Here is a 24,170-nt window from a genome sequence, read left to right as displayed (position 1 = left end):
CATTAATCATAAGGAGGACAATTAAGGGAATGAAAAAAAGGAAAATATGGCTGTCTGTGCTGACGGCCGCAGCGTTGACGGTAAGCATGGGCCCTTCGTTGACGACGAATCCCGGCAAGGCATTCGCGGCGGATTCGACCGGAAGCGCAGCAACGGCCGTACAGTCGGACATCGTGCCGGTGAAATCGCAAGCCTATGATTGGGGCAGGGTGAAGATCGTCGGCGGCGGATTGATTCCGGGCATTATTTTCAACACGAAGGAGAAGGATCTCATCTATGCCCGCACGGACATGGGCGGCGCGTATCGCTGGGACCCGGCGACCAAGACGTGGATCCAGCTGTTGGAATGGCTGAACAAGGAGGATTGGAACCTGTCGGGTGTTGAGAGTATTGCTACCGACCCTGTCGATCCGAACCGCGTCTACATTGCGGCCGGCACCTACTCGAACGAATGGGTGCAAACGAACGGTTACATTCTTCGTTCGAATGACCGCGGGCAAACGTGGGAGAAGACGGAAATGCCGTTCAAATTCGGCGGCAACATGCCCGGCCGGACCATGGGCGAACGTCTGGTTATAGACCCGAATGATAACCGGATCCTCTATGTGGGAGCCCGCAACGGAAACGGTTTGTGGAAGAGCGAGGACTATGGAGCGACATGGCATAAGGTGAGCAGCTTCACAGCAATCGGCGACGTGAACGATTACTTCGGAGGCAATGTCGGCCCCGTATGGATCACTTTCGATCCTTCGACGGGCTCTGCGGGCCATGCGACGCAGACGATTTATGTCGGCTTGGCGGACAAGCAGACGAGCATTTACAAGTCGGTCGACGGCGGGGCTACCTGGGAACCGGTGGCGGGCCAGCCGAAGCAGGGATTCATGCCCCACCACGGAACGCTGGGTTCCAACGGCATGCTGTACATAACGTACAACTCGGAGCTCGGACCGTTCGACGCCGGCAGCGGTGCGGTATGGAAGCTGGATACGAAGACGGGCGAGTGGACGGACATCAGCCCTGGCGGAGCCGGCAATACGAGCAATCCGTTCGGCGGTCTTGCCGTCGACGCTCAGCATCCCGATACGCTGATGGCAGTTACGTTGAACAAATGGTGGCCGGACCAATCGATTTACCGCAGTACGGACGGCGGAAAAACATGGAAAAATCTGTGGGAGTTCACCTCGTATCCGAAGCGCGACAACCGGTACACGATCGATTATTCGATCTCGCCATGGCTCGATTGGGGTATTCAACGTGATCCGGAGACCGATCCGGTAACCTCGCCGACGCTTGGCTGGGGAATCGGCGACCTGGAGATCGATCCGTTCAACTCCGACCGGATCATGTACGGTACCGGGGCGACACTGTACGGCTCCGAGGACATGACCAATTTCGACAAGGGCGAGAAAATCGGGATCTCCGTCATGGCGAACGGGATTGAAGAGAATGGAATTTTGGGCTTGATCAGTCCTCCATCCGGGGCACCGTTGATCAGCGCAATGGGCGATATCGGGGGGTTCCGTCATGAAGACTTGAATAAGTCGCCTCATATGATCAGGAATCCTTATCTCAATTCCAGCACCGATCTGGACTACGCGGAGACGAATCCGAACTTGATCGTGCGAGTTGGCACTGCATCGAATCAAGACGCGCGGATGGGCGTATCGACGGACAACGGCATCACCTGGACGCCTGCAGCCAATGCCTGGCAGGCGGAGAACAGCGACAATACGAGCGGAGGACAGGTCGCGGTCGGCGCGAATGGCCATACGATCGTTTGGGCCCCGAAGCCAGATGGCAGCGCCGTCCGGCCGGTAAGCTTCTCTACCGACCTTGGCAAGACGTGGACGGCCTCGCAAGGCATCCCGCAAGGCGCGAGTGTCTCTTCGGACCGCGTCAATCCGGACAAATTCTACGGTTTCCTTGACGGGGTGTTCTATGTCAGCACGGATGGCGGCGCCAACTTCTCGGCTGCGGCGGCTTCCGGATTGCCGCAAAATCTGAATGGCAAGTTCAAGGCTGCTCCTACGGCCGAAGGCGATATCTGGCTTGCCAGCTCTGGAGGACTTTACCGTTCGACGGATTCGGGAGCAAGCTTCAAGAAAATAAACGGTGTCGACGAGGCTCTATCTATCGGTTTCGGCAAAGAAGCGCCGGGCAAAACGTATAAAACGATCTACGCCGTTCTGAAAGTGAACGGGGGCAAGTTCTGGTTCTACCGTTCGGAGGACGAAGGAGCGAGCTGGATCCGCATTAATGACGAGCAGCATCAATACGCGAATGTAGAGTCGACGATTACGGGCGACGGACAAGTGTACGGACGGGTCTATATCGGAACGAACGGTATGGGCATCGTGCGCGGCGATATTAAACAAGGTGCGGCAGTGCAAGGGTTCCATGTGAACGATTTGACGGTTATGGCCGGCAATTCGGCTGCTCTCGCTCCGGTATTCGACGGCGGCGCATCCAGCCGTCCGGTCGTCTGGTCATCCAGCGACGAATCCGTTGCGAGCGTCTCGGGAGACCAGGTAACCGGACTGAAGCCGGGGACGGCCGCGATTACCGCCGTAAGCGCGGACGGCCAGTATGCCGCCACGGCGGTCGTCACCGTCACGCCGGCAATTACGCAAAGCAATGGCAAGATCCATGCCGAGCCGTCTGTGGACACTGAGGGGACGGCATCCGTATCCTTGGGCGAGGACATCCTGCGGAGCGCGATTGAGCAGACGCAGGACAAGACGGTGAGCGTCGAGGTGAAGCCGCTGGCGGACGTCAAGGCCGTGAAAGTCGAAATGCCGGCCAAGTCGCTTACCTATGCGGACGACCGCGGTGTTAAAACGATCGTGGTCGACAACGGACTTGCCGCCGTCTCGATCGATCCGAAGCTGGTCCGGGGAAGCCGTCTGTCGCCAACGGCCGGCGTTCAGCTCCAAGTCGGCATCGTGGATGCAGGCACACTTCCAGGCGACGTGCAGAACAAGCTGGGCGGCAGCAGGATGCTCGACTTCAGCCTGACGGTGGACGGGAAGCCGGTAACGAAATTCGACGGCAACGACATCAGCGTGGCGATCGGGTACACGCTTAAGGATGGCGAGAAACCAAACCGGGTCGAACTCTATTATTTAAACGATAATGGAAAGCTGGAAGTCGTCAATAATGCGAAGTACAATCCGAAAACGGGCAATGTCGAGTTCAAAGCGAAGCAGCTCGGCAAATACGCAGTCAAGTATTCTTAAGGCATTCTTTTAGACGATGGGGTTGTCCCTAAAGTAGAAACTACCTACTTTGGGACAGCCCCTCTCTTGCTTAGGGGAGGGAATCTCCCGGTCTCCCTCGCCAAGCTTTGAGAAACAAAAAGACTCCTTGGTATGATGTTGTTGGATCCACGACGCTGGCCAGCTGACGGATCCAACAACAAACCAGGGAGACTAGAAGATGCATTCTACTCGAAACCAACGAATTAAGCAGTCATACAAGCACGCGTCCATAACCGGCTTAGACATTGCTATCTCAGCCTTTTCGTTTCACCTGCCGCAATACGGACGGCTTCGCCGTCCGCGCTAACCCAAACATCAAGAGCGTTCGGATTATGCACCATGCTTCGATCAACCGAGAAACGGAGCGCTTTGAGCGCATTCTGATAGGATACAATATCCGTCATCGTCGCTTTCCAGACCGACTCCTCGCCGCCGAGCATCTCTCCCGTCTTGTCTACCAGCTCCCAGTTGTCATCGTGGTCGAACTCGTAGCTGTGACCCCAAATGAACAAAAGCTCCATCCGGCTGAAGTATGGTTTGGAGGACAGCAGCTGTTCCGCTTTCTCGACCATGTCCTTGTGGTGGCAGGTCGGATGCCATCTCAGCGGATCATCCGGCATGTGGAAGCCGCCGTGGCTCTGGACGGTGCGGGCATATTCGATACCGAGCACCGGCAGCGCGTGCACGACGCGGTCGTTGTAGGTGCCGAACGGATAACTCATGCCGCGTACGGGATATTCCGCAATCGCTTCCAAATTACGGCGGTCCGCAATCAGCTCCTCCGCGATCTGGTCGTCCGGAGACTGCTCCAGGAACGGATGCGTGACGGTATGGGCCGAGATCTCGTGGCCGCGATATAAGTCCGCCACTTCTTCGGCACGGATGTATCCTTCCCTGCCGAAATTACCGGAATTCAGATGGAACGTTCCTTTGAGGCCATATCGGTTAAACGCCTGCACCAGCCTCCTGTCTTGCTCGCGGCCATCGTCAAAACTAAGCACGACCGCCTTGCCAAGCCCTCCCGGAAACCGGTCGAATCGAATGCTCACGTTTCCCATCATGACTCCTCCTAGAGTGAGTATTAAAATCCCTCTTGAACCGGATCGCGCTTCGGTATGTTATTTAGCTTGAAGTGTATCCAGGGTTCTTTACATTCAACGGATGAACTGCCAAACTCTTTTTAAGGATAGGAAATTGAATTGCGTTTGTATACCTAAAAAATTGCACATTTTTTTCATGCATATTATGTATTTTTGAATATTAATGTCGACCCGCTTTCTAATCATAAACGAGAAGTCGGCTCTGACAGATAGACCGTGAAATCGAGAAAGGCTGGTGAAGGATGATGAACGACAGGTTGAAGAGGCTTTACGGCGTGCTCGAGGAGAAATCGCTGGATGCGGCGTTCATTACGCTGCCGAAACTGATTTATTATTTCACGGGCTTCTACACGGATCCGCACGAACGGTTCTTGGCGCTTGTCTGCGTGAAGGGAGAAGAGCCGTTTCTGTGCGTGCCGGCGCTGGACCGGGAGAAGGCGGTGCGGTCGGCGAGCTTGGGCTCCATCCATGCTCATGAAGACGGTCAAGATCCTTACTCGGTGCTGAAGGGCCGTCTACCCGACGGGATCGCTCGAATCGGCATCCAGGAAGAGCATATGAACGTTAAGCGATACCAGGCGATCATGGAAATAACGGGAGCAAAGCAGGCGGTCGGCGTGGACGACGAGCTGGCCCGGATTCGCGTGATCAAGAGCAGCGAGGAAATCGCCGCGATCCGGCGCGCCATCGTCTGCATCGAGAACGTATTCCGGGATACCCTTCCACTGGTGAAGCCCGGAGTCACCGAACTCGATCTCGTTGCCGAGATGGAATACCGCATGAAACGTTACGGCGCGGACGGGCCGTCCTTCGATACGATGGTGCTGGCCGGCGAGAAGTCGGGGCTGCCGCATGGCGTGCCCGGGGCGGACCCGATTCGGGAAGGGGAATTGCTGCTGTTCGATGCGGGCGTGTTTGTGGGCGGTTATGCTTCGGACTTGACGCGTACGTTTGCCGTCGGCGAAATCGGCGGGAAGCGCAAGGAGATCTACGACGCGGTTCTTCAGGCGAACCGCAGCATGATCGAAGCCGTCCGTCCGGGCGTCGCGTTCGGAAGCTTGGACGCGGCAGCCCGGAGCGTCATCGGGAGCAGAGGGTATGGTGAATGGTTCATCACCCGTGCCGGGCACGGGTTCGGACTCGAAATCCATGAATATCCGTCCATTCATGGGAACAATACCGATCCGGTCCGCGAGGGAATGGTGTTCACCGCGGAGCCGGGTATATATATCCCGGGACTCGGCGGCGTCCGGATCGAAGACAATGTGCTGGTGACGGCGAACGGCGCCGAGGTGATGACCTCTTTTCCTAAGGAATTGACGGTCATCGGGATATGAGCGACAAGTAAACAAAGAGCTTCCCGCTGCGGGAAGCTCTTTCGACGTTCAGATTCAGAATGTACATTCACGGTCTCATACTCGATTTTCAAGCAACACTCGTCCGCCTATTTGTTTTGTAAGGAGGGGGCCGGCAGCCAAGCTCGCTAAAAAATGGTGTACAAAACCAACTTTTGCACTATAATCGTAATCATTACGGTTATTTAGAGCGTAACAATTACGATTAACGAAAGGATGGGAACAACCGATGAGCGGCAGTCAGCTGTACGACGTATGGTGGACGGAGCCGGAGAGCGGCGAGCAGCGGATGGAGGACGGCCATCAAGTTCATTGGCGCAAGGTGCTCCAGTATGTAGAGGAGCAAGACCTGAGCGAGGATACGATTCTCGATTTCGGCTGCAATCAAGGCGGCTTCCTGCGTTTTCTGCACGGAGAAAGACCGTTCCGGAGCGGCATTGGCATCGATCTGGCCCGTCGTTCGGTGGAGATCGCCAATAAGCGGAAAGGGAACCTGCCGATCCATTACGAAGCGACCTCGACTCCCGAGCAGTACCGTCACCGGTTCGATCTGGCGATCAGCATTTCGGTTATCTACCTCATCTCGGACCTTCGGGAGCATGCTTGGAAAATCAAGCAAGCCCTCAAGCCGGGCGGCGTGTACTACGCGACCTATTCGGACTACGCGGGCAATCCGAGCCTTCCGTCCATCCGCGAGAAAATCAACCGGCACGGCTCCCTGCCGATGAACGAGCATACGCTCGACGACATTGCGGGTGCCTTCCTGGATGAAGGATTTCAAGTCGGAATCCGAAGGATGCTGCCCCAAGGCTACGTCGCCGTTTCCGGTGAGGAAAGATGGTTCAATTGCGTTTCCGATCGGATGCTATTCGAATACGAGCAGATGTATATCTTCCGCTTCACGGCCCCTGCCGAAGCGTAAACGACGAAACGATTGCGAAAGGAGCTTATTTAATGTTTTTCTTACCGAGAATGAAAGGGCTTCTGCTGGGCGGCTTGGCGATGGCCCTGATCCTTACCGGCTGTTCTTCGGCCGGTTCCGACCAAGAGCAAGCGAAGAATGAAACCGCGGGCAAATCCGTCACGATCGCCTGGAACGTCGATGTGGGCCCGCTAAACCCGCACCTGTATTCGCCAAGTCAAATGTTCGCGCAAGCCATGGTTTATGAGCCGTTGGTCGATTATGCCGAAGGAGGAAAGATCGTCCCCCGCCTCGCCGAGAAGTGGGAGATCTCGCCGGACGGCTTGAGCTACACGTTCCACCTCCGACACGACGTCGTGTTCTCCGACGGCTCCGCGTTCAAGGCGGATAACGTGAAACGGAACATCGACGCCGTCATGGCGAACAAGGAGCGCCACTCCTGGATGGGGATCGTCGGCGCCATGGAGAAGACGGAGAAGCTCGACGACTACACGGTTCGGTTGATTCTTAACAAGCCGTATTATCCCTTGCTGCAGGAGCTCGCCTTCGTCCGGCCGTTCCGGTTCCTTGCGGATGCCGGTTTCCCGGCCGACGGCCGCACGTCGGAATCGATCGCGAAGCCGATCGGTACCGGCCCGTGGGTACTGAGCGAGTACAAGAAGGACGAATACGCGGTGTTCAGCCGCAACGAGAACTACTGGGGGACGAAGCCGAAGCTGAGCTCGGTCAAGGTTCGCATCATCCCCGATCAGGAGACGATGGTTACGGCCTTCGAGAAGAAGGAGCTGGACATGATCGTCGGAAGTGGAATCATCAGCATGGACAACTATAAGTATTTAAAAGAATCCGGGGAGTATGTCACCGCGACGTCCGAGCCGCTGACGACGCGTACCTTCGTCATCAACAGCGCCAAAGCTCCGACGTCGGACCTTCTCGTTCGCCAGGCGATTCAGCACGGCATCAACAAGGAAAAGATGGTGAACAGCGTCACGCAGGGGTTGGAGCGCAAAGCCGATACCGTCATGGCGCGCAATTTCCCTTATGCGGACATCGACTTGAAGCCTTACGAGTACGATCCGGAGCAAGCGAAGCGTTTGCTGGAGGAAGCCGGGTGGAAGCTGCCCGCGGGGAAAAGCGTCCGCGAGAAGGACGGGAAACCCCTGACGCTTGACCTGGTCTATGTCAGTACGGACGCCGTGCAGAAGCCGATGGCCGAGATTATTCAGGCCGAGCTGGTCAAGATCGGCATCCAGGTTCTCGTCAAGGGAGAAGAGCTGATGGTCGGCAACGGCCGCTTGAAGTCGGGCGATTACCACCTGAATTTCTGGAATACATACGGGGTTCCGAACGACCCTCATAACTTCGTCACGACAAGCACCCAAGCCAAAACGGGCATCCATGAAGCGCTTCTGGGCGTTCCGGCCAAGCCGCAAATCGATGCCTGGGCTAAGGAGGTGCTGAAAAGCACCGACGAGCAGCAGCGCCGGGAGCTGTACGCGCAAATTTTCAAGAGTATCCATGAGAGCGCCGTCTTCTATCCGATCTCTTACGACGCCATGGTCGCGATCCACCACAAGAACTTGAGCGGTCTAAAGTTCGGGGCCACGAAGTACGATTTTCCGTTCGGTGAGCTGGACGTCGCTCCATGATGGACCGGCAGCTCTTGGTTTACGTTCGAAACCGGCTGCTGGGGCTGCCGCTCATCCTGCTCGGCATCTCCCTGCTCGCCTTCATCCTCGTCCGGCTAGTACCAGTGGAGCCGGCCGAGGTCGCGCTGCGAATGTCGAACGTGCCTCCTACCGAAGAAGCGATCGCCTCCATGCGCAAAGAGCTGGGCACCGATCGCCCGCTGGCGGTTCAGTACGCCGATTGGCTCTGGAAGGCGTTGCGCTTCGATTTCGGCAACTCGTTCGTCGGCAAGACGCCCGTATGGGAGGATATTCGGGACAAATTTCCCGCGACCTTGCTGCTGGCAGGATCGGCCATCCTGCTCTCGCTCGTTGTCAGCATTCCGCTTGGCGCGCTGGCTGCCATGCACAAGGGGGGCTGGATCGACCGCCTGAGCCGCACGTTGTCGCTCCTCGGAACCTCGATGCCGCGCTATTGGCTGGCCTTCCTGCTCGTTTATGCCTTTTCGGTCAAGCTGGATTGGTTTCCGACCCAAGGACGGGGCGGCTGGCAGCATCTCGTGCTTCCTTCCATCACGTTAGCGGCTGCCAACATCGCCACGCTCTCCCGTTTGCTGCGAACAACGATGCTGGAGAACATGAAGGAGCCCTACGTTCTCTACGCAAGGGCACGGGGACTTAGCGACACGGCCGTCCTGTTTCGGCACGTCTTGCCGAATTCCTTGCTGCCGCTGGTTACGTCGGTCGGAGTCAGCTTCGGCTATTTGCTTGCGGGAACGGTCATCGTGGAGCAGATTTTCAGCTGGCCGGGGCTGGGACGGTTTCTGATCGAATCGATCCTGAACCGGGATTATCCGGTCATTCAATGCTACGTGCTGCTCATGGCAGTCGTCTTCGTTCTGACGAACCTCGCGGTGGATCTCGCGGGCCGGATGCTGGATCCCCGGCTGCTGCGGAAGGAAGGGGGATAACGGCAATGAACGTGTGGGCTGCCCCTCGCCATGCCCTTCGGCGGAAACGGGACGTTTCCATCCTGATCGGATGCGGGTTGATCCTATCCCTCATCGCGATCGCCGGGGCTTTGGCCCCCTGGATCGTTCCGAACGATCCGAATCAGGTTGACATGATGAACAAGTTCGCCCCGGCATCCTTGCAGTACCCGCTCGGAACCGATCACTTGGGCAGGTGCACGTTATCCCGTTTGCTCATGGGAATCCGTACCTCCTTGGCGATCTCGGCGACCGTGATCGTATCCACCCTCTTCATCGGCGCGATCGCGGGGACGATTACGGCACTCCGGGGAGGCTGGCTGGATGCCGTCTTCATGCGGATCTGCGACATTCTCCTGGCGTTCCCGACGCTCGTGCTCGCTTTCGCCCTCCTTGGCATTTTCGGTCCCGGAACGGCGAATCTCATTCTTGCGCTGGTGCTCTCCCAGTGGGTCTATTATTCGCGGATGGTACGGAGCATGGTGCTGAAGGTGAAGGTTCGGCTCTATTACCAATCGGCCCGGGTCGCCGGGACCAGGCGCTGGGCGCTCGTATGGCGGCATGTGCTGCCCGGCATATCGGCGCAGCTGCTCGTGCTGGCCACGCTCGAGTTCGGCTCGGTTATCCTAGAGGTAACGGGGCTGTCGTTCCTTGGCTTAGGGGTGCAAGCTCCAACGGCCGAGTGGGGGATGATGATGAACGAAGCGCGGCAGCACCTGCGTCAGCACCCCGAGTTGATGTGGCTTCCCGGCCTGGCGGTCTTCGCGGTGGTGACCTGCAGCAACGTGCTCGGGGAGAAGCTGAGAGATCATTTCGACCCCAAGGAGCGGTGAAAATGAATGGCAAGCTTCAGGAACCGATCCTGTCGGTATCCGGCCTTACCGTCGACGTTGCGGCGGATTCGGGGACGATCCGGATTTTGGACGACATCAGCCTGCAAGTCCGCTCCGGTTCCGTGCTGGGTATCGTCGGGGAAAGCGGCAGCGGCAAGTCGATGACTTGCCTGGCGTGCATGGGACTCTTGCCTCCTGGCGCCGCGGCGGTCAAAGGAAGCATCGCGCTTGCGGGACGCGAGCTGCTCTCGCTTTCCCCGGCGGATCGCCGCCGTCTTCGCGGTTCCCGGTTATCCATAGTCATGCAGAACCCGATGGCCTCGTTTAACCCGATTCGGACCATTGGCAACCATTTCGCGGAGACGATCCGGGCTCATACCGCCATCAGGCGCAAAGACGCTTGGGAGCAAGCGGTCCTTCACCTGGAGCGAATCGGCCTGCCCCGGCCGGCCGAGCTGATGAAGATGCGCCCGTACCAGCTCAGCGGCGGAATGCTGCAGCGCGTGATGATCGCGATCGCCCTCTCGTCCGGCCCCGACGTCCTCTTCGCGGACGAGCCGACGACCGCGCTCGATCTTGCGAGCCAGCGCCATGTCCTTGGGGAGCTGGAGCAGCTGTGCCGATCGGAAGGGACGGCGCTGGTGATCGTTACCCACGACCTGGGCGTCATCGCGGAGCTGGCCGACGAGGTCGCGGTGATTCACCGGGGCCGGATCGTCGAATCGGCCGGCGTGTATCAGCTCTTCGACCGTCCGCAGCATCCTTATACGAAGCTGCTTCTCGAAACCCGCATCGGATAAGGCCAACTCGACTATGCATGTTGAATCGAGGTTGATGGGAATGGCGTTATTGGAAGTTTCGGACTTGAGCAAAACCTATATGGTGGAACGCCGTTTGTGGGGTGCCCCCCTTCGGTTCTCGGCGCTGCGCCGGGTATCCTTGCACCTGAAGCCCGGAGAGTGCCTCGGCATCGCAGGGGAAAGCGGCTCCGGCAAGAGTACGCTTGGCAAGCTGATCCTCGGTCTTGAACGGCCGGACGAAGGAGCCATTCGTTTTCAGGGAACGGATTGGCTGAATGGCCCGGCCAGCGTGAGACACATGCTTCGCCGGGACTTGCAGGCCGTGTTCCAGGACAGCGGAGAGGCTCTGAATCCGAGGATGACCGCTAGGCAAATCATCGCCGAACCTCTGCGCAACTACGAACGCCTGACGAAGCGGGAGTTGGAGCGTGCTTGTTTGGAAGGGCTCGAAGCGGTCGGGCTGTGCGAAGCGGATGCCGGGAAGCTGCCCCATCAGTTCAGCGGGGGACAGCAGCAGCGGTTGTGCATCGCCCGCGCACTAGCGCTCCGTCCCAAGCTGATCGTATTGGACGAAGCCGTCAGCAGCCTCGACCGGATGCTGCAGGCCCAGATCCTGGAGCTGCTTCGGCGGCTGAGGTCGGAATTCAGGCTGTCTTATCTGTTCATCACCCACGACATCAAGGCCGCCCGTTATTTGGCCGATCGTCTCGTCGTCATGGACCGGGGCGAAATCGTCGAGCGGCTGGATGACCTTCAGACACTGGCAGCTTTGTCGCATCCGGCATCGAGAAGACTCTGGGAATCTCAGCTTCCGGAGCATCCGTCCGGACGCAAGCGAATCGCGACAAATCAAGAAACCCTTCAAAGCGGGGAGGCGGTTTCCGTATGATCGGCCCATCTGCATATCGCATTCTGCCGGCGACCTCGGCTCACGTGCGCGAGATCGCCGCCTTCCTCATACCGACGATGGCGAAGTTGTATCCACCGGGGGCCTTTAACCCCGAACCGGATGATCTGAAGCGGTTTGAAGACGTATACGTCAAACCGCTGGACGCTTGTTTCTACATCGCGGCGGACGATCGCGGCACCATCGTGGGGACCGCGGCCGCGCGTAATTATGATCGCCGCTTCCCCTTCGTGAACGCATTCCTTGAACCCCATGGCGTATGCGAGGTGACCAAGGTTTATATCGACGACCGCCTGCGCCGGCAAGGGATCGGTGCCGCATTGTACCGAGCGGTGGAATCGTTCATCCGGGAAGCCGGCTACGAAAGCTCTTATTTGCACACGTCCACCGATTTGCCCGGAGGTTTCCCGTTCTGGTTATCACGGGGGTATGTCGCGCGTTACCAGGAGACGGAATCGATCGTGCATATGAGCAAACAGCTCCGTTGAAACGGAAGAGCTTCCCCTGGTACCCCATGGGAAGCTCTTCTCGTTACAGGTCGTCGGCCATAGACTGGATTGTATCCGGTCAGAATAATGGTTTTTTTTGTATCGTCCGGGGGGTTGCACGGCTGCGGCAAATAGCGGTTAATGGAAAGAGGAGAAGGATTGGAGGTTTAAAGAGCCCGATGAGCATGGTCACGATGGTGCACAAGCTTGCATGGTTCCGCTCGGTCATCCCGGTTGTGGTAACGCTTGCCCTTATGGGCTGCAGCTCCCCTTCCTCCGATGCCGCGGATGCCGTTTCCCCGGCCACTTCTTCCTCGTCCAAGACGCCGTCTCCGGTGCCGGAACGCGTGCAATGGCAGAAAACCTCATTTTACAGCAAGTCTCTGGGCAAGAAGATGGACGTCAATATCTACCTTCCTCCGAATTATTCGGCTGACAAGCGTTATCCTGTCCTGTACTTGCTGCACGGATTCGGGGGCACGTCGTCCGATTGGCTGCCCTATAGCGGACTGCCCGATGTTGCGGACCGGATGATCATGGATGAAGAGATCGATGCGCTTATCGTGGTCAGTCCGCAGATCGACAACAGTTTCGGCATCAATTCCTCCAGCGCTCCCGCCTCGGTGAACGGTATCGGGTTGAATGAAGGACGGTACGAGGATTATATCGTTAACGATGTTCGGCAGTATGTAGAGCAGAACTACCCTGCAGACCCGAGCGCGGAAAGCCGGTTTATCGGGGGCATCTCGATGGGAGGATTCGCCGCGCTCCATATCGCTTTTCGGCATCCGGATTTGTACGGCAAGGTTGGGGGACACAGCCCGGCACTGTGGTTTGAAGAGTCAACCGAGTATCGGGATCAGAAGGAATGGGTGCTCGGGGATCGAGAGACGAAGAAGCATCGGGATCCGATGGAGCTGGCCTTGTCCGAAAATCTGAACAATTTGTCCGTCTACCTGGATTGCGGCGGCTCGGACTTCTTTGCTCCGCGTGCCATCAAGCTCTATCAGCTTCTGGCTTCCAGGAACGTGCAAGCGGAGCTGCACATTCCAAGGGGCGGCCACGATCCCGGCTATTGGATGAGCCATGTCGGGGACTATTTGAAGTTTTACGCCGGATAAAAACGATTGAGGATGCCTGACGATAGGGCTCGCGGTGCGACGCTATTGACAACGATGGCGGCATTCCTTATCATTTAATCGTAATTGTTACGATTTATTAAACAATGAGGTGATACTCATGAGAGTTGTCGTTACCTTGGCTTGCACGGAATGCGGCGATCGGAATTATACCACGACGAAGAATAAGAGGACGCATCCAGGCCGCCTGGAAATGAGAAAATACAGTCCGCGATTGAAGAAGTACACCATCCATCGCGAAACGCGTTAAACTGGAAAGTTTAGAAGCATTCGTTCCTGTACGGGTTCGAATGCTTTTTTATTATGACATAAGAAACAGCGTCGCTCATATTGAATGACAACCTTGTACCATCACTTACATGTTGCTGTTCTCGACACGCCACTTGTATAGTCGAAAAGTACTACTTTTAAGTGGAGAATGAATATTCGAAGTCGACAACTTAGAAAAGTATTCATGTTGTTGCTGAGTTTCCTGAACTGATCGATCAACTTACGGCTAATTCGAAGCGTTGGTTAAAATAATTATCATGCCTGGTGGATTTATACTGGGAGACGAACATTACATGAATAGCGAATTTGCGTACGCACTTAGTTTTGACAATGATCTATCTGTATGTATATCAGCGATAGAGTTATTGTCTCACTATATAAATTTCATTGATGCAAAGATAGCATTAACTGAATTAATCTAGCGAACGAAGAAACTCTAGATTTGATAACGGACAGTTTAGCACAAGCATTGGTAAAGGAGAGGACAACAGCAGGAAAGTCATCAATAGAAAAGCCCTTTCAGTGATACAAGAGTAAAATAAATCGAAGAGGTGATTCCAGGGTGGCAAGAAGGAAAAAGATCAGAGCTCAAGTTGGAGATGTGTTCGCCATTCCGATACAAGAAAATTGTAATTGCTTTGGTCAAATTGTAACATACTCCACAGCGTCGCACTCACATTTGTATATTTTGTTTGATTTTGAATCTGGAACGACCCCTGACCTAGAAACGATTACAAGCAAGCCTATATTGGCAATTGCACATCTTGATGATTTCTCAATTGAAGATGGTGATTGGTCAGTTATTGGTAACACAGAAGTGGTATTGAAAAACATTAAACTCCCCAATTTTCTTACAGGTCCAAAACCAGATGTCATTGATTATGATGGTAAGTTGTTAAGGGAAGCAACAAAAGAGGACTTGCTCGAATTGGATTACCCTGGGAACTATACATCAAATATATTTGATAGTATTGCCGTGGCAAGGTTTGGAAACAAAGAATGGGACAATTCGTACGACGAGCTACTGTTTGACCCTGATAAATGGATTTCCAAAGATGAGCTCCCACAGCGCCACACGCCGCCCGAAGATGATATTGATGAAGATGATGACGCCATTACCGTCACCATCCATTACAAATTGAATTCAAGCGGCTTTGGTGCTCCCGAGGATCTTGATAAACGTTATTTGATCGAGGATTTACTGAATGAACGTCTACGCGTAAATGGAATTGGAGATTGTGACGGCGGGGAAATTGGCAATGGGGAAATGTTCATTTTCTGCCGAGTGATTAACTATGAGGAAGCAATTGAAGTAATTAAAGATGAATTAGAAAAACATGATTTATTAAAGGGAGCTACAATTCAATAGTAGGTCTTTATCAAAAACTGACCCAATGTGGATTTTACCACTTTTGGTCAGTTCTTTATTTGCCTGATAAAAAGTATAAGTTTCCATGGCGTGGTTTTGGGGAAGAGAGAGGGGAGCCGTATATGATTCTGGCGCTCTCGTTGATGCTCTTCTCGTTTTGTGAAGCGGATTTTGCGGACTACGAAGGATGTTGTGACTCCCGGAGACGTTATTTTTGCGAAATCCCCAACTACGAACGTTGTAGTGACTTCCGGAGACGTTATTTTTGCGAAATCCCCGACTACGAACGCTGTAGTAACTTCCGGAGACGTTATTTTTGCAAAATCCCCGACTACGAACGCTGTAGTGACTTCCGGAGACGTTATACCTCAGGTGTGCTGCAGGTACGTTTGAGAAAGCAGGACTGCGCAAGCGGTTTTTTCTTACGCCGGTGGTGTTTGCGGTGGGGCCGTATTTGCCTAGCCTGTCATTAAGTACGACACAAATAACAACACCTATATCACGCAGGTTCTGGATGAGCTTGGTCGGATTACGATACTAGACTCTGATGCTGTGGGAAATACGATATCTGCAACGGACGCCAAAAAAATAAAACTTCATACACCTATGATCTTTTCGGCCGATTGAAATCCGTTCAACTGCCCGGGGTTAACCTTAAGACGAATTACAGCTATGACTTGAATGGCAACAGGTTTCAGGCTCAACCATGACTTCCTCCTCTCCCCGACAAATTTTTTCCGCCTCTCGGACATATACATACTACGGATGGACAATGTTCCGCGGAAAATGGATGGAGGGGATGATCATGATCGGACGGGTGCGCGGAGGATGGGTTCTTACGCTGGTTGTTATGCTGGCTTTAACCGCTTGCGGGGGAAAGTCGCAGGGAGGGACGGGAGAGAAGCCCTCCAGCCTGATCATTGCGACAGGCGGCACCGCAGGCACTTATTATCCCCTTGGCGGGGGGATTGCCAACCTTCTTAAAGACAAAGCCGGCACGAACGCCACGGCGCAGGTGACCGGCGCGGCGGTTGAAAACATGCGCTTAATCAGCAAGAAAGAAGTCGACCTGGCGATTACGCAAGGAGACATTGCCGATTACGCGGCCAAGGGCTCGGAGATGTTTCAAGAAGGTGCGGTGGGCAATTTGCAGGCCATCGGCGCCCTATACCAGGAGACGATCCAAATCGTCGTTTCGGAGAAGAGCGGGATTCGGTCCGTATCGGAGCTGAAAGGAAAAAAAGTATCCGTAGGCGCGCCGGGCAGCGGTACGGAAGTGAACGCCAGACAAATTCTTGAAATCTATGGTCTGACCTTTGACGATCTGAGCCTGGACCGTCTGTCCTTCGGCGATTCGGCGAAGAAAATCCAGGACGGCGGCTTGGATGCGGCGTTCGTGACGGCGGGCGCCCCGACGGCGGCGATCAACGAGCTGGCTGCGACGACCGGTATCCGGATTCTATCGATCGAAGACGACAAGATTCAAGCGATTATCGATAAGTATAAGTATTACAATCAGCAAATCATTGCGGGGGGCACCTACCCCAAACAAAATGCCGAAGTGAAAACGGTGGCCGTGAAAGCGATCATGTCCGTTCGGGCTGAACTGGATACACAGCTCGTCTATGACATCACGAAGGCGATTTACGAAAATACGCAGCCGCTGATTGCCATCAACGCCAAGGCGAAGGAAATCAATGCCGATCAAGCGCTGGAAGGGATCAGCATCCCGCTGCATCCGGGTGCGGAGAAGTATCTCAAGGAGAAGGGCGTCATTTCATGATCGGCGAAACAGAGCGGGTGCGGGGGCGGGCTCCCGCACCTGTTTTTCATCGAAAGGGTCTGGGGTTGATCCTCTTCGCCGCAGCGATTTTAGCATCCTTATGGTTATGGGCTTCAAGCATCCCGGTTCTCACGATCAGGCAGGTAACGGATGGGCGAATCGTCTTTCAATCGCCGGCAGATCAGGGAAGCCGATTCTCGCTCGTCTATATTCATTCCATTCATCGCACGCCCGTAGAGGAGTTTTTCATCGTCAACGAGAGAAGGCAAATCGTCCTCGACTCCGTGGCATTCGAATCCTACGGGGTCGGGATGCCGACTTCGCTCGAAGGCCATGAAACCTTCCGAATGGCAGACGGAAAACTGCGGATCGAGAACATGGATCGGACACTCGAAACCTTTGATCTTCGAATCGGGCAGGTGATCGCGAACCATCGGCTGCGCATACGGGAACGAGAGATCCCTCTGTCGCAGCTTAGTGAGCCAGGCTCGGCGGTACGGTTTGAAATCGAACGTCTGCATGTATGGCACTTTCTGAAAGGGGGACTTCGCTTTGACCGATAGCCCGAAGCCGGCCAAGCTCGAGCGAGAATCCATCCGGCCGCTTGTAGGAGCGATGAAAGCCGTTACGTTTGCGTTTGCCGTGCTCTTTTCCGTGTATCAGCTTTACGTGAGCTTCTTTACCCCCATCCCGGATCAAGTGCATCGCGCGGTTCACCTATCCTTCGGATTGGGTCTTATCTTTCTCTTATATCCGTTCTCGGAAAAAAGACGAGGCAGCCGGATTCCGTGGTACGACTATGGATTGGCGGCGCTGGGGATCGGAGTCGGGCTGTACTGGCTTCTGAATTATGAGTCTCTGTTCAACCGAATCGGCAATTTTACGACAACGGATTTTATCGTCGGCGGACTTGCCGTGTTGCTCGTTCTGGCAGCCGCTCTGCGCGTGGTCGGGATCCCGATCGTGGCGATTACCGTGCTTTTTCTGCTGTACGCCTATTTCGGCAATCAAATGCCCGGATTTCTGCAGCATAGGGGCGTATCGCTGGAACGGTTGATCAGCCAGATGTATTTTACGCCGGAGGGGATATTGGGGACACCGCTTATGGTATCCGCCAGCTTTATCTTCCTTTTTCTGCTATTCGGTGCTTTTTTGGACAAAACGGGCGTAGGCGAGTACTTCAATGATCTTTCCTTGGTGATCGCGGGGAGACGGATCGGGGGTCCGGCCAAGGTTACGATTTTCTCAAGCGCCCTGCAAGGTACGATCAGCGGCAGTTCCGTCGCGAATGTGGTCACCTCCGGAGCCTTCACGATCCCGCTCATGAAGCGAATCGGGTACAGGCGCGAATTTGCCGCCGCAGTAGAAGCGTCCTCTTCGACGGGCGGCCAAATCATGCCCCCCATCATGGGTGCGGCTGCGTTTCTCATGGCGGAATTCACGAACATTCCTTACTCCCAGGTGGCACTGGCTGCTTTGATTCCGGCTTTGTTATTCTTTGCCGGAATCTGGATCATGGTGCATTTCGAGGCGAAGCGTCAGGGATTGAGAGGGCTTAGACCGGAAGAGCTGCCGAGGGCGAGAGAGGTATTGCATAAGCTGTACCTGCTGATCCCGATCTTCGCGATCATCGGCTTCCTTATGTCCGGCATGTCCCCGATGCGCTCGGCGATCTATGGGATCGTGTCCGTCATCGCGGTGGGCGCGATTCGTAAAGCTACCCGCATGTCATTAGGGGACATGATATCGGCATTGGCGGAGGGGGCGAGATCGGCTCTTGGCGTGATTGCCGCAACGGCATGCGCAGGGATGATCGTCGGCGTCATCACGTTGACCGGAATCGGCTTGAAATTCGCGAACGGAATGTTGGAGCTGGCGGGAGGCCTCCTGCTGCCTACGCTTATCCTCACGATGCTGGCCAGCTTGGTGCTGGGCATGGGGACCCCGACTACGGCCAACTATATCATTACCTCGACGATCGCGGCTCCGGCGATCATTGCGCTGGACTACCCCGTCCCGCTCCTTGCGGCCCACATGTTCGTTTTTTATTTCGGAGTCGTGGCCGATATTACGCCGCCTGTTGCCTTGGCATCCTTCGCCGCTTCGGGCATTGCCGGTTCCAAGCCGCTCAAAACCGGCGTGGAGTCGACACGAGTGGCGATTGCCGCCTTCATCATTCCGTTTATTTTCGTTTACCAACCGCAGCTGCTGCTGATCGATACGACATGGGGAGAAGCGACCCTCGTGACGATTACCGCCATCATCGGGATGATCGGTGTCGGGGCGGGATTGATCGGGTATTGGCTGCGGCGATTGCACCCATTCGAAAGGGGTATCGTCATCGCGGCCGGGCTGCTGCTGATTATCCCGGGACTTGTGACGGATCTTATCGGTTTCGGTACGCTGGGTGTCATGCTGGCGCAGCAGTATGTTCAGAAAAGGAGACAGAGCAGGGGGCTCTCGGCTTAGGCTTCTCTGCGTTATTCCGAGGGTGAGCCTTGGATCGGCTTCGCGATCAATTCGGTTCCCGTAAGCAGGCAAATGGTAACGGCCGGAAGGCATTGGACTTGCGTGTTCAGAGGCATGAATGCGGAGGCGGTCAAGAACGTCCGGATCTTCAAAGAAACGCAGGCGATGACGTATGGGCAGACGGAATGCCGGGGACCTCGATGATGCCTGCGATCCGCCGTGCCGTTGAGCGGTACGCGAAGCATACGGACGACCGGAAGGTTTCTGTCTTCCAACTGTCGAATACCACAGAGCAGATGGTTGGCGCTAGAAGTCACCCGGGCCGATTGTCGCATGAGAGAGCGGCGGAAGCCTTAAGCGAGTACCTCAAGGGGATTTTGCCGCGAAGATAAGGAGGATGGAACATGATCCTTGAAAGATTAACGGAAGTGAGAAGAGATGACTTTGTCTCTTATTGCAAGGAGCATAGAAGGGAAATCGACGATTCGTTCCTTTATGACGAACATTTAAGGGAGTTTTCTCCCGATGACGATAATCCCACTTACCTTGTCGTCAATCTGCGGGGAGAGATCGAGGCAGCGGCATCGCTCATCCTGAACGATTACTATCGAAGGGGGAAGAAGGGGCGTTTTCGCATCTTTCACTCGGCAGTAGAAGATCGGGACTGCTATGACCGTTTGATGAAGTCCCTCATCATGCATACGGACGGCCTGGACGAACTGTTTCTCTTCGTGCCGGTAATCAACGAGAAATTGAAGAACGCCATGGTGGAGCAGGGATTCGAGGCGGAACGGTATACGTTCCTGCTCGTCAGGGACGTGCTCGAAGTGCCCGATTATCGACTTCCGGAGAACTATGGGATTAGACCTTTCAGACCCGGGCGCGATGAGGAGGTTTGGTGCGGAGTCAGAAACGCGGCATTCGCCACGCTCCGGGGGAGCGAGACGCCGATTACGCCCGACATGGTTGCAAAGATGGTAGCCTCCGATGATTACATCGAAGACGGATTGATGATTCTGTACCATCATGAGAAGCCTGTCGGCATCGTCAGGGCGGCTGCGGATGAATACGAGAATTCCCCCATCATGAATATCGGTCCCCTTGCCATCATCCCGGAGTATCAAGGTCAGGGCTTGGGGCGCTCATTATTAAGGGCTTCCTTGCATTTTGCGAAGCGTAACGCATACGAGAGAACCGTGCTTTGCGTGAATGCGGAGAATGAAAAGGCCCAGGCCTTGTATATACAAGAGGGCTTCAAACAGGTTGAGGCGGTGGTATGTTACCGATTCGATCTATCAAGGGCGAACGGAAAAAGCTATCGTAAAGATTGAAACCAATGCAAACGGGAGCTGATTAGGGATGGGCATCAAACTCGATTTGGTCGGCATCGTGGTCAAAGATATGGGCAGAGCTTTGGATTTCTATCGTACCTTGGGACTGAATATCCCGGTGAACGCGGACGGTGAAATGCACGTCGAGGTCGTGCAAGGCGGTTTCCGGCTCGCCTTCGACAAACAGGAAATGATCGCGGATATTTACGGCGGATGGGACGAGCCCAAGGGGCACCGGATTGAACTGGCGTTTCGATGTGACGGCCGCGAAGCGGTGGACGAGGCGTACCGGAACATCACGGAGCGCGGATACCGCGGGAATCGCGAGCCGTGGGACGCTTTCTGGGGGCAGCGCTATGCGATCGTTCAGGACCCCGACGGCAATCTGATCAGCCTCTTCTCCGAATAGGGAAAACGTTAACCCCTCCACTGAAGGGGTTATTTGGTTGCCAAGCATCGTGCTTTCGCTTTAATGGAGATATAATGGGGGTATCCTGAGGCTAAGGAGGGGATTCGGTTGTCGTTCGATAAACATAAGTCGCAGCTATCGGGAGTAACAGGATCCCGATTGACCCTGGAATAATAAGTTGTTGAAGGCAAATCATATGAGGTATCGAACCCTCGAAAAGGAAGATACGATGACGGAGAATGAACGAAAAGATGAGACCGGGTGGAATTTCGATAACAGTTACGCCCGTCTGCCGGAATCCTTGTACTCCAGCCTTCCTCCCACCCCGGTTCGCGCTCCCAAGCTAACCATTCTGAATGAACGGTTGGCCGCCTCGTTGGGGCTGAGTTCGGAAGCCTTGCGGAGCGATGACGGCGTCGCCGTTCTGGCCGGCAACCGGGTCCCCGAAGGCGCTGAACCATTGGCTCAGGCTTACGCGGGGCATCAGTTCGGGTATTTTACGATGTTGGGGGACGGCCGTGCGCTGCTGTTGGGCGAACAGATCACCCCTCAAGGCGAACGGGTGGACATCCAGCTCAAGGGCTCGGGCAGGACGCCTTACTCCCGCGGAGGAGACGGGCGGGCGGCGCTCGGCCCGATGCTGCGGGAATACATCATCAGCGAAGCCATGTTCGCGCTCGGGATTCCGACCACCCGCAGTCTGGCGGTGGTATCCACCGGCCAAGCCGTGGTCCGGGAAACGGATCTGCCCGGCGCGGTGTTGACCCGGGTGGCGGCCAGCCATCTGCGAGTCGGAACTTTCCAATACGCGGCAAGGTTTGGCACGATAGAGGATCTTCGTGCCTTGGCGGACTACACGCTGCAGAGACATTATCCGGATGCCCTGACGGAGAATAACCGCTATCTCGTCCTGCTGCGGGAAGTGATCGGTCGCCAGGCCTCGCTTATTGCTAAGTGGATGCTTGTCGGTTTTGTTCACGGGGTCATGAACACCGATAACATGGCCCTGAGCGGCGAAACGATCGATTACGGTCCTTGCGCCTTCATGGATGCCTACGACCCGGCGACCGTGTTCAGCTCCATCGACAGACAGGGCCGCTACGCCTACGGCAATCAGCCGTCCATCGCCGCCTGGAACCTCGCCCGGTTCTCGGAAACGCTGCTGCCGCTGCTTCATGACGACCAGGAGCAGGCGATCAAGCAGGCGGAGGCGGAGATCGCGAACTTCTTCGTGTTATACCAGCGGCAATGGCTTGCGGGAATGCGTGCGAAGCTGGGGCTAACGGGCGAGGAGCCGGAGGATGAGTCCCTGATCGAGGAGCTGCTTGGCTTGATGCAGAAGTACGGCGCGGACTACACGAATACGTTCCGGGCGTTGACGTTGGATCGTACGGAGGCTTCGGATCTGTTTGACTCCGAAGAGTTTGCCCGGTGGCAGGAACGGTGGCAGGCGAGGTTGGGCGGCGGGCCGGAAGCGAAGGATGCTGCCCGGCAGTTGATGAACCGAAGCAACCCCGCCGTCATCCCTCGCAACCATCGGGTGGAAGAGGCATTGGCTGCCGCGGTCGACGATGGCGATCTCACCGTCATGGAACGACTTTTGGCCGCGCTGTCGAACCCCTATGCGTACTCTCCCGATCAAGACGAGTATTGCACGCTTTCGCAATCGTCCCGTCCTTACCGGACTTTTTGCGGGACTTGATCTCGGCGGTTCTCGGCGGTCTACGAACAATAGCGGAACAAGGCTCGAACGGCTCGGCAAGGGGCTGTTGCGGGCCTTTTTCTTCGAAAGCGATCACCTTGCAAATAGGTCTTCAACGGGAAGACACAGCATGTTAAGATGGCTTCACGATCAAACGAAGCCCAAGGAGATAAAACGATGATGCTGACCTGCTCGACCGATTCCATGCAAGATTATTTGGCCCCGACGGAAGAAGTCGATTTTCTCCATCCTTCCATCCGAGAGAAGGCCGATGAAATCTTCGCCCGATCGTCCGATGAGATCGATTTTATCCGGAACGCATTCGAATTCGTGCGTGACCATGTCGCCCACTCCTGGGATCTTCAGAGTTCCCGGGTCACCTGCAAGGCTTCGGATGTCCTCCAATACAGGGAAGGCATCTGTTATGCCAAATCCAATCTCTTATGCGGAATCTTGCGGAGCAGAGGGATCCCGGCCGGGTTCTGTTACCAGAAACTCACGCTCGGCGATACGCCGGATACCGGTTACTGCATCCACGCCCTCAACGCCGTGTACATCCCGTCATTGGGCCGCTGGATCCGGCTGGACGCCCGTGGAAACAAACCCGGAATCGATGCGCGGTTCTCGCTGGAGGAGGAGAAGCTGGCGTTTCCCGTCCGGCCGGAGTATGAGGAGAGGGATTATCCGGTGATCTACCATTTGCCGAATCCCGGAACGATCGAGACTCTTAAGCGCCATACGGATTGCATTACGATGTACCGGCAGGGTCTGCCGGCGGAGTTGTGATTCATCAAAAAGAGCATGCCCCCTGCAGTGTTTTGATAAAGAGGATACTGCCGGTCAGCGTGAACACGATCATGCCGATGGCCGTAAAGGGCCTCCAGATTAGTGCTTTTGTTTCCCAACCGGTCTATGACGGAGGTAGAAGATCAGAATCGCGAGAGTCGCTGACAGGAAGACGATTTGCATGAGCGTACGGGGAATCAGAGCATCCTCCGGACTTGTCGCGAGGCCTTCCAGGGCTATGAATACATTAGCAGGGAACATCGCGATCAGCAGAAGGGAGAGCCCGCCCGCTGCCCAAGCGACCGTGGGCCGACATAGCAAACCGATGGCCCCGGCCCATTCCAGTACGCCGGTGATCGTCACGATCAAATCGGGATACGGCAGGGCCGGAGGGACCATGCGGATGATCTCGTCCCGCATAAAGACGAAATGGACCGATCCGGTCAATATGAACATAGCCGCAACGCCGCTTCGAAGCGCAACGGGCCACGGCCGCAGACGGTTTATCCCTGCGGCTCCGGCAACAAGGATGGCGAGCGTGACGACCACGAGCACAATAAGGGGTTCCATAACATAACCTCCATCAACAATCATAGAGTTTAGTTGCTATACGCTTATTCCGAAAAAACGGGA

General features: G+C 55.6%; 22 protein-coding genes. 19 read left to right on the top strand and 3 right to left on the bottom strand.

Annotated elements, in window-relative coordinates; all coding sequences use genetic code 11:
* The first annotated feature begins 29 nt into the window (after window positions 1-29).
* A complete protein-coding gene (locus GE107_RS08570) occupies window positions 30-3,236 on the top strand; it encodes an Ig-like domain-containing protein (protein ID WP_219639265.1) in 3,207 nt (1,068 codons plus the stop codon).
* A 269-nt stretch (window positions 3,237-3,505) separates the two neighbouring features.
* Here the strand turns inward: GE107_RS08570 and GE107_RS08565 are convergent, their stop codons facing one another.
* Window positions 3,506-4,315, bottom strand: a complete 810-nt coding sequence (locus tag GE107_RS08565) for a polysaccharide deacetylase family protein (protein WP_219639384.1) — start codon at window positions 4,313-4,315, stop codon at window positions 3,506-3,508.
* Between the two features lie 287 nt (window positions 4,316-4,602).
* On the opposite strand from GE107_RS08565, the gene GE107_RS08560 reads away from it, so the two are divergent.
* The 14 genes from GE107_RS08560 to GE107_RS08490 all read left to right on the top strand — a co-directional run bounded on the left by GE107_RS08560 (window position 4,603) and on the right by GE107_RS08490 (window position 19,309).
* Complete coding sequence (locus GE107_RS08560; RefSeq protein ID WP_219639264.1) at window positions 4,603-5,694, top strand: M24 family metallopeptidase; 1,092 nt, start codon at window positions 4,603-4,605, stop codon at window positions 5,692-5,694.
* Between the two features lie 247 nt (window positions 5,695-5,941).
* Window positions 5,942-6,634 (top strand): class I SAM-dependent methyltransferase, encoded by a 693-nt coding sequence (locus GE107_RS08555; protein ID WP_219639263.1) that lies wholly within the window; start codon window positions 5,942-5,944, stop codon window positions 6,632-6,634.
* 32 nt (window positions 6,635-6,666) lie between these two features.
* Entirely contained in the window at window positions 6,667-8,283 is a 1,617-nt protein-coding gene (gene nikA, locus GE107_RS08550; protein WP_219639262.1) for a nickel ABC transporter substrate-binding protein, read from the top strand.
* Entirely contained in the window at window positions 8,280-9,233 is a 954-nt protein-coding gene (nikB, locus tag GE107_RS08545; protein ID WP_255570322.1) for a nickel ABC transporter permease, read from the top strand. The genes nikA and nikB overlap by 4 nt, the downstream gene beginning before the upstream one ends.
* Window positions 9,234-9,238: 5 nt before the next feature.
* Window positions 9,239-10,084, top strand: coding sequence for an ABC transporter permease (locus GE107_RS08540; RefSeq protein ID WP_219639261.1), 846 nt, complete (start codon window positions 9,239-9,241; stop codon window positions 10,082-10,084).
* A gap of 2 nt (window positions 10,085-10,086) precedes the next feature.
* A complete protein-coding gene (locus tag GE107_RS08535; protein ID WP_219639260.1) occupies window positions 10,087-10,884 on the top strand; it encodes an ABC transporter ATP-binding protein in 798 nt (265 codons plus the stop codon).
* Window positions 10,885-10,948: 64 nt separating this feature from the next.
* Window positions 10,949-11,773: an ABC transporter ATP-binding protein gene (locus GE107_RS08530; RefSeq protein ID WP_370636314.1), complete on the top strand. Its 825-nt coding sequence runs from the start codon at window positions 10,949-10,951 to the stop codon at window positions 11,771-11,773.
* Entirely contained in the window at window positions 11,770-12,279 is a 510-nt protein-coding gene (locus GE107_RS08525) for a GNAT family N-acetyltransferase (RefSeq protein WP_219639258.1), read from the top strand. Before GE107_RS08530 ends, GE107_RS08525 begins: the two co-directional genes overlap by 4 nt.
* Window positions 12,280-12,458: 179 nt before the next feature.
* The gene (locus GE107_RS08520) at window positions 12,459-13,400 is read left to right on the top strand and encodes an alpha/beta hydrolase (protein WP_219639257.1); all 942 of its coding nucleotides are present in this window, start codon (window positions 12,459-12,461) and stop codon (window positions 13,398-13,400) included.
* A 118-nt stretch (window positions 13,401-13,518) separates the two neighbouring features.
* Window positions 13,519-13,668: a 50S ribosomal protein L33 gene (gene rpmG / locus GE107_RS08515; RefSeq protein WP_219639256.1), complete on the top strand. Its 150-nt coding sequence runs from the start codon at window positions 13,519-13,521 to the stop codon at window positions 13,666-13,668.
* Window positions 13,669-14,250: 582 nt separating this feature from the next.
* Window positions 14,251-15,057 (top strand): Imm26 family immunity protein, encoded by an 807-nt coding sequence (locus GE107_RS08510; RefSeq protein ID WP_219639255.1) that lies wholly within the window; start codon window positions 14,251-14,253, stop codon window positions 15,055-15,057.
* 805 nt (window positions 15,058-15,862) lie between these two features.
* On the top strand, window positions 15,863-16,840 hold the full coding sequence (locus tag GE107_RS08500) for a TAXI family TRAP transporter solute-binding subunit (protein ID WP_255570321.1): 978 nt from the start codon (window positions 15,863-15,865) through the stop codon (window positions 16,838-16,840).
* The gene (locus tag GE107_RS08495; RefSeq protein WP_219639254.1) at window positions 16,837-17,403 is read left to right on the top strand and encodes a DUF1850 domain-containing protein; all 567 of its coding nucleotides are present in this window, start codon (window positions 16,837-16,839) and stop codon (window positions 17,401-17,403) included. Before GE107_RS08500 ends, GE107_RS08495 begins: the two co-directional genes overlap by 4 nt.
* Window positions 17,393-19,309: a TRAP transporter permease gene (locus GE107_RS08490; protein WP_255570320.1), complete on the top strand. Its 1,917-nt coding sequence runs from the start codon at window positions 17,393-17,395 to the stop codon at window positions 19,307-19,309. Before GE107_RS08495 ends, GE107_RS08490 begins: the two co-directional genes overlap by 11 nt.
* A gap of 11 nt (window positions 19,310-19,320) precedes the next feature.
* Here the strand turns inward: GE107_RS08490 and GE107_RS08485 are convergent, their stop codons facing one another.
* Window positions 19,321-19,584 (bottom strand): hypothetical protein, encoded by a 264-nt coding sequence (locus tag GE107_RS08485; RefSeq protein ID WP_219639253.1) that lies wholly within the window; start codon window positions 19,582-19,584, stop codon window positions 19,321-19,323.
* A gap of 129 nt (window positions 19,585-19,713) precedes the next feature.
* Here GE107_RS08485 and GE107_RS08480 point away from each other — a divergent pair, with 129 nt between their 5' ends.
* The 4 genes from GE107_RS08480 to GE107_RS08465 all read left to right on the top strand — a co-directional run bounded on the left by GE107_RS08480 (window position 19,714) and on the right by GE107_RS08465 (window position 23,537).
* The gene (locus GE107_RS08480; RefSeq protein ID WP_219639252.1) at window positions 19,714-20,640 is read left to right on the top strand and encodes a GNAT family N-acetyltransferase; all 927 of its coding nucleotides are present in this window, start codon (window positions 19,714-19,716) and stop codon (window positions 20,638-20,640) included.
* Between the two features lie 28 nt (window positions 20,641-20,668).
* On the top strand, window positions 20,669-21,049 hold the full coding sequence (locus GE107_RS08475; protein ID WP_219639251.1) for a VOC family protein: 381 nt from the start codon (window positions 20,669-20,671) through the stop codon (window positions 21,047-21,049).
* Window positions 21,050-21,278: 229 nt separating this feature from the next.
* Window positions 21,279-22,751: a protein adenylyltransferase SelO gene (locus GE107_RS08470; RefSeq protein ID WP_219639250.1), complete on the top strand. Its 1,473-nt coding sequence runs from the start codon at window positions 21,279-21,281 to the stop codon at window positions 22,749-22,751.
* 177 nt (window positions 22,752-22,928) lie between these two features.
* Entirely contained in the window at window positions 22,929-23,537 is a 609-nt protein-coding gene (locus GE107_RS08465) for a transglutaminase-like domain-containing protein (protein ID WP_219639249.1), read from the top strand.
* A 99-nt stretch (window positions 23,538-23,636) separates the two neighbouring features.
* On the opposite strand, the gene GE107_RS08460 is transcribed toward GE107_RS08465, so the two are convergent.
* Complete coding sequence (locus tag GE107_RS08460; RefSeq protein WP_219639248.1) at window positions 23,637-24,107, bottom strand: DoxX family protein; 471 nt, start codon at window positions 24,105-24,107, stop codon at window positions 23,637-23,639.
* Window positions 24,108-24,170 lie beyond the last annotated feature (63 nt).

It is taken from the genome of Cohnella sp. CFH 77786 (assembly GCF_019400745.1).
Taxonomy (GTDB): Bacteria; Bacillota; Bacilli; order Paenibacillales; family Paenibacillaceae; genus Cohnella.
This window is presented reverse-complemented; position numbering and strand designations above follow the sequence as displayed.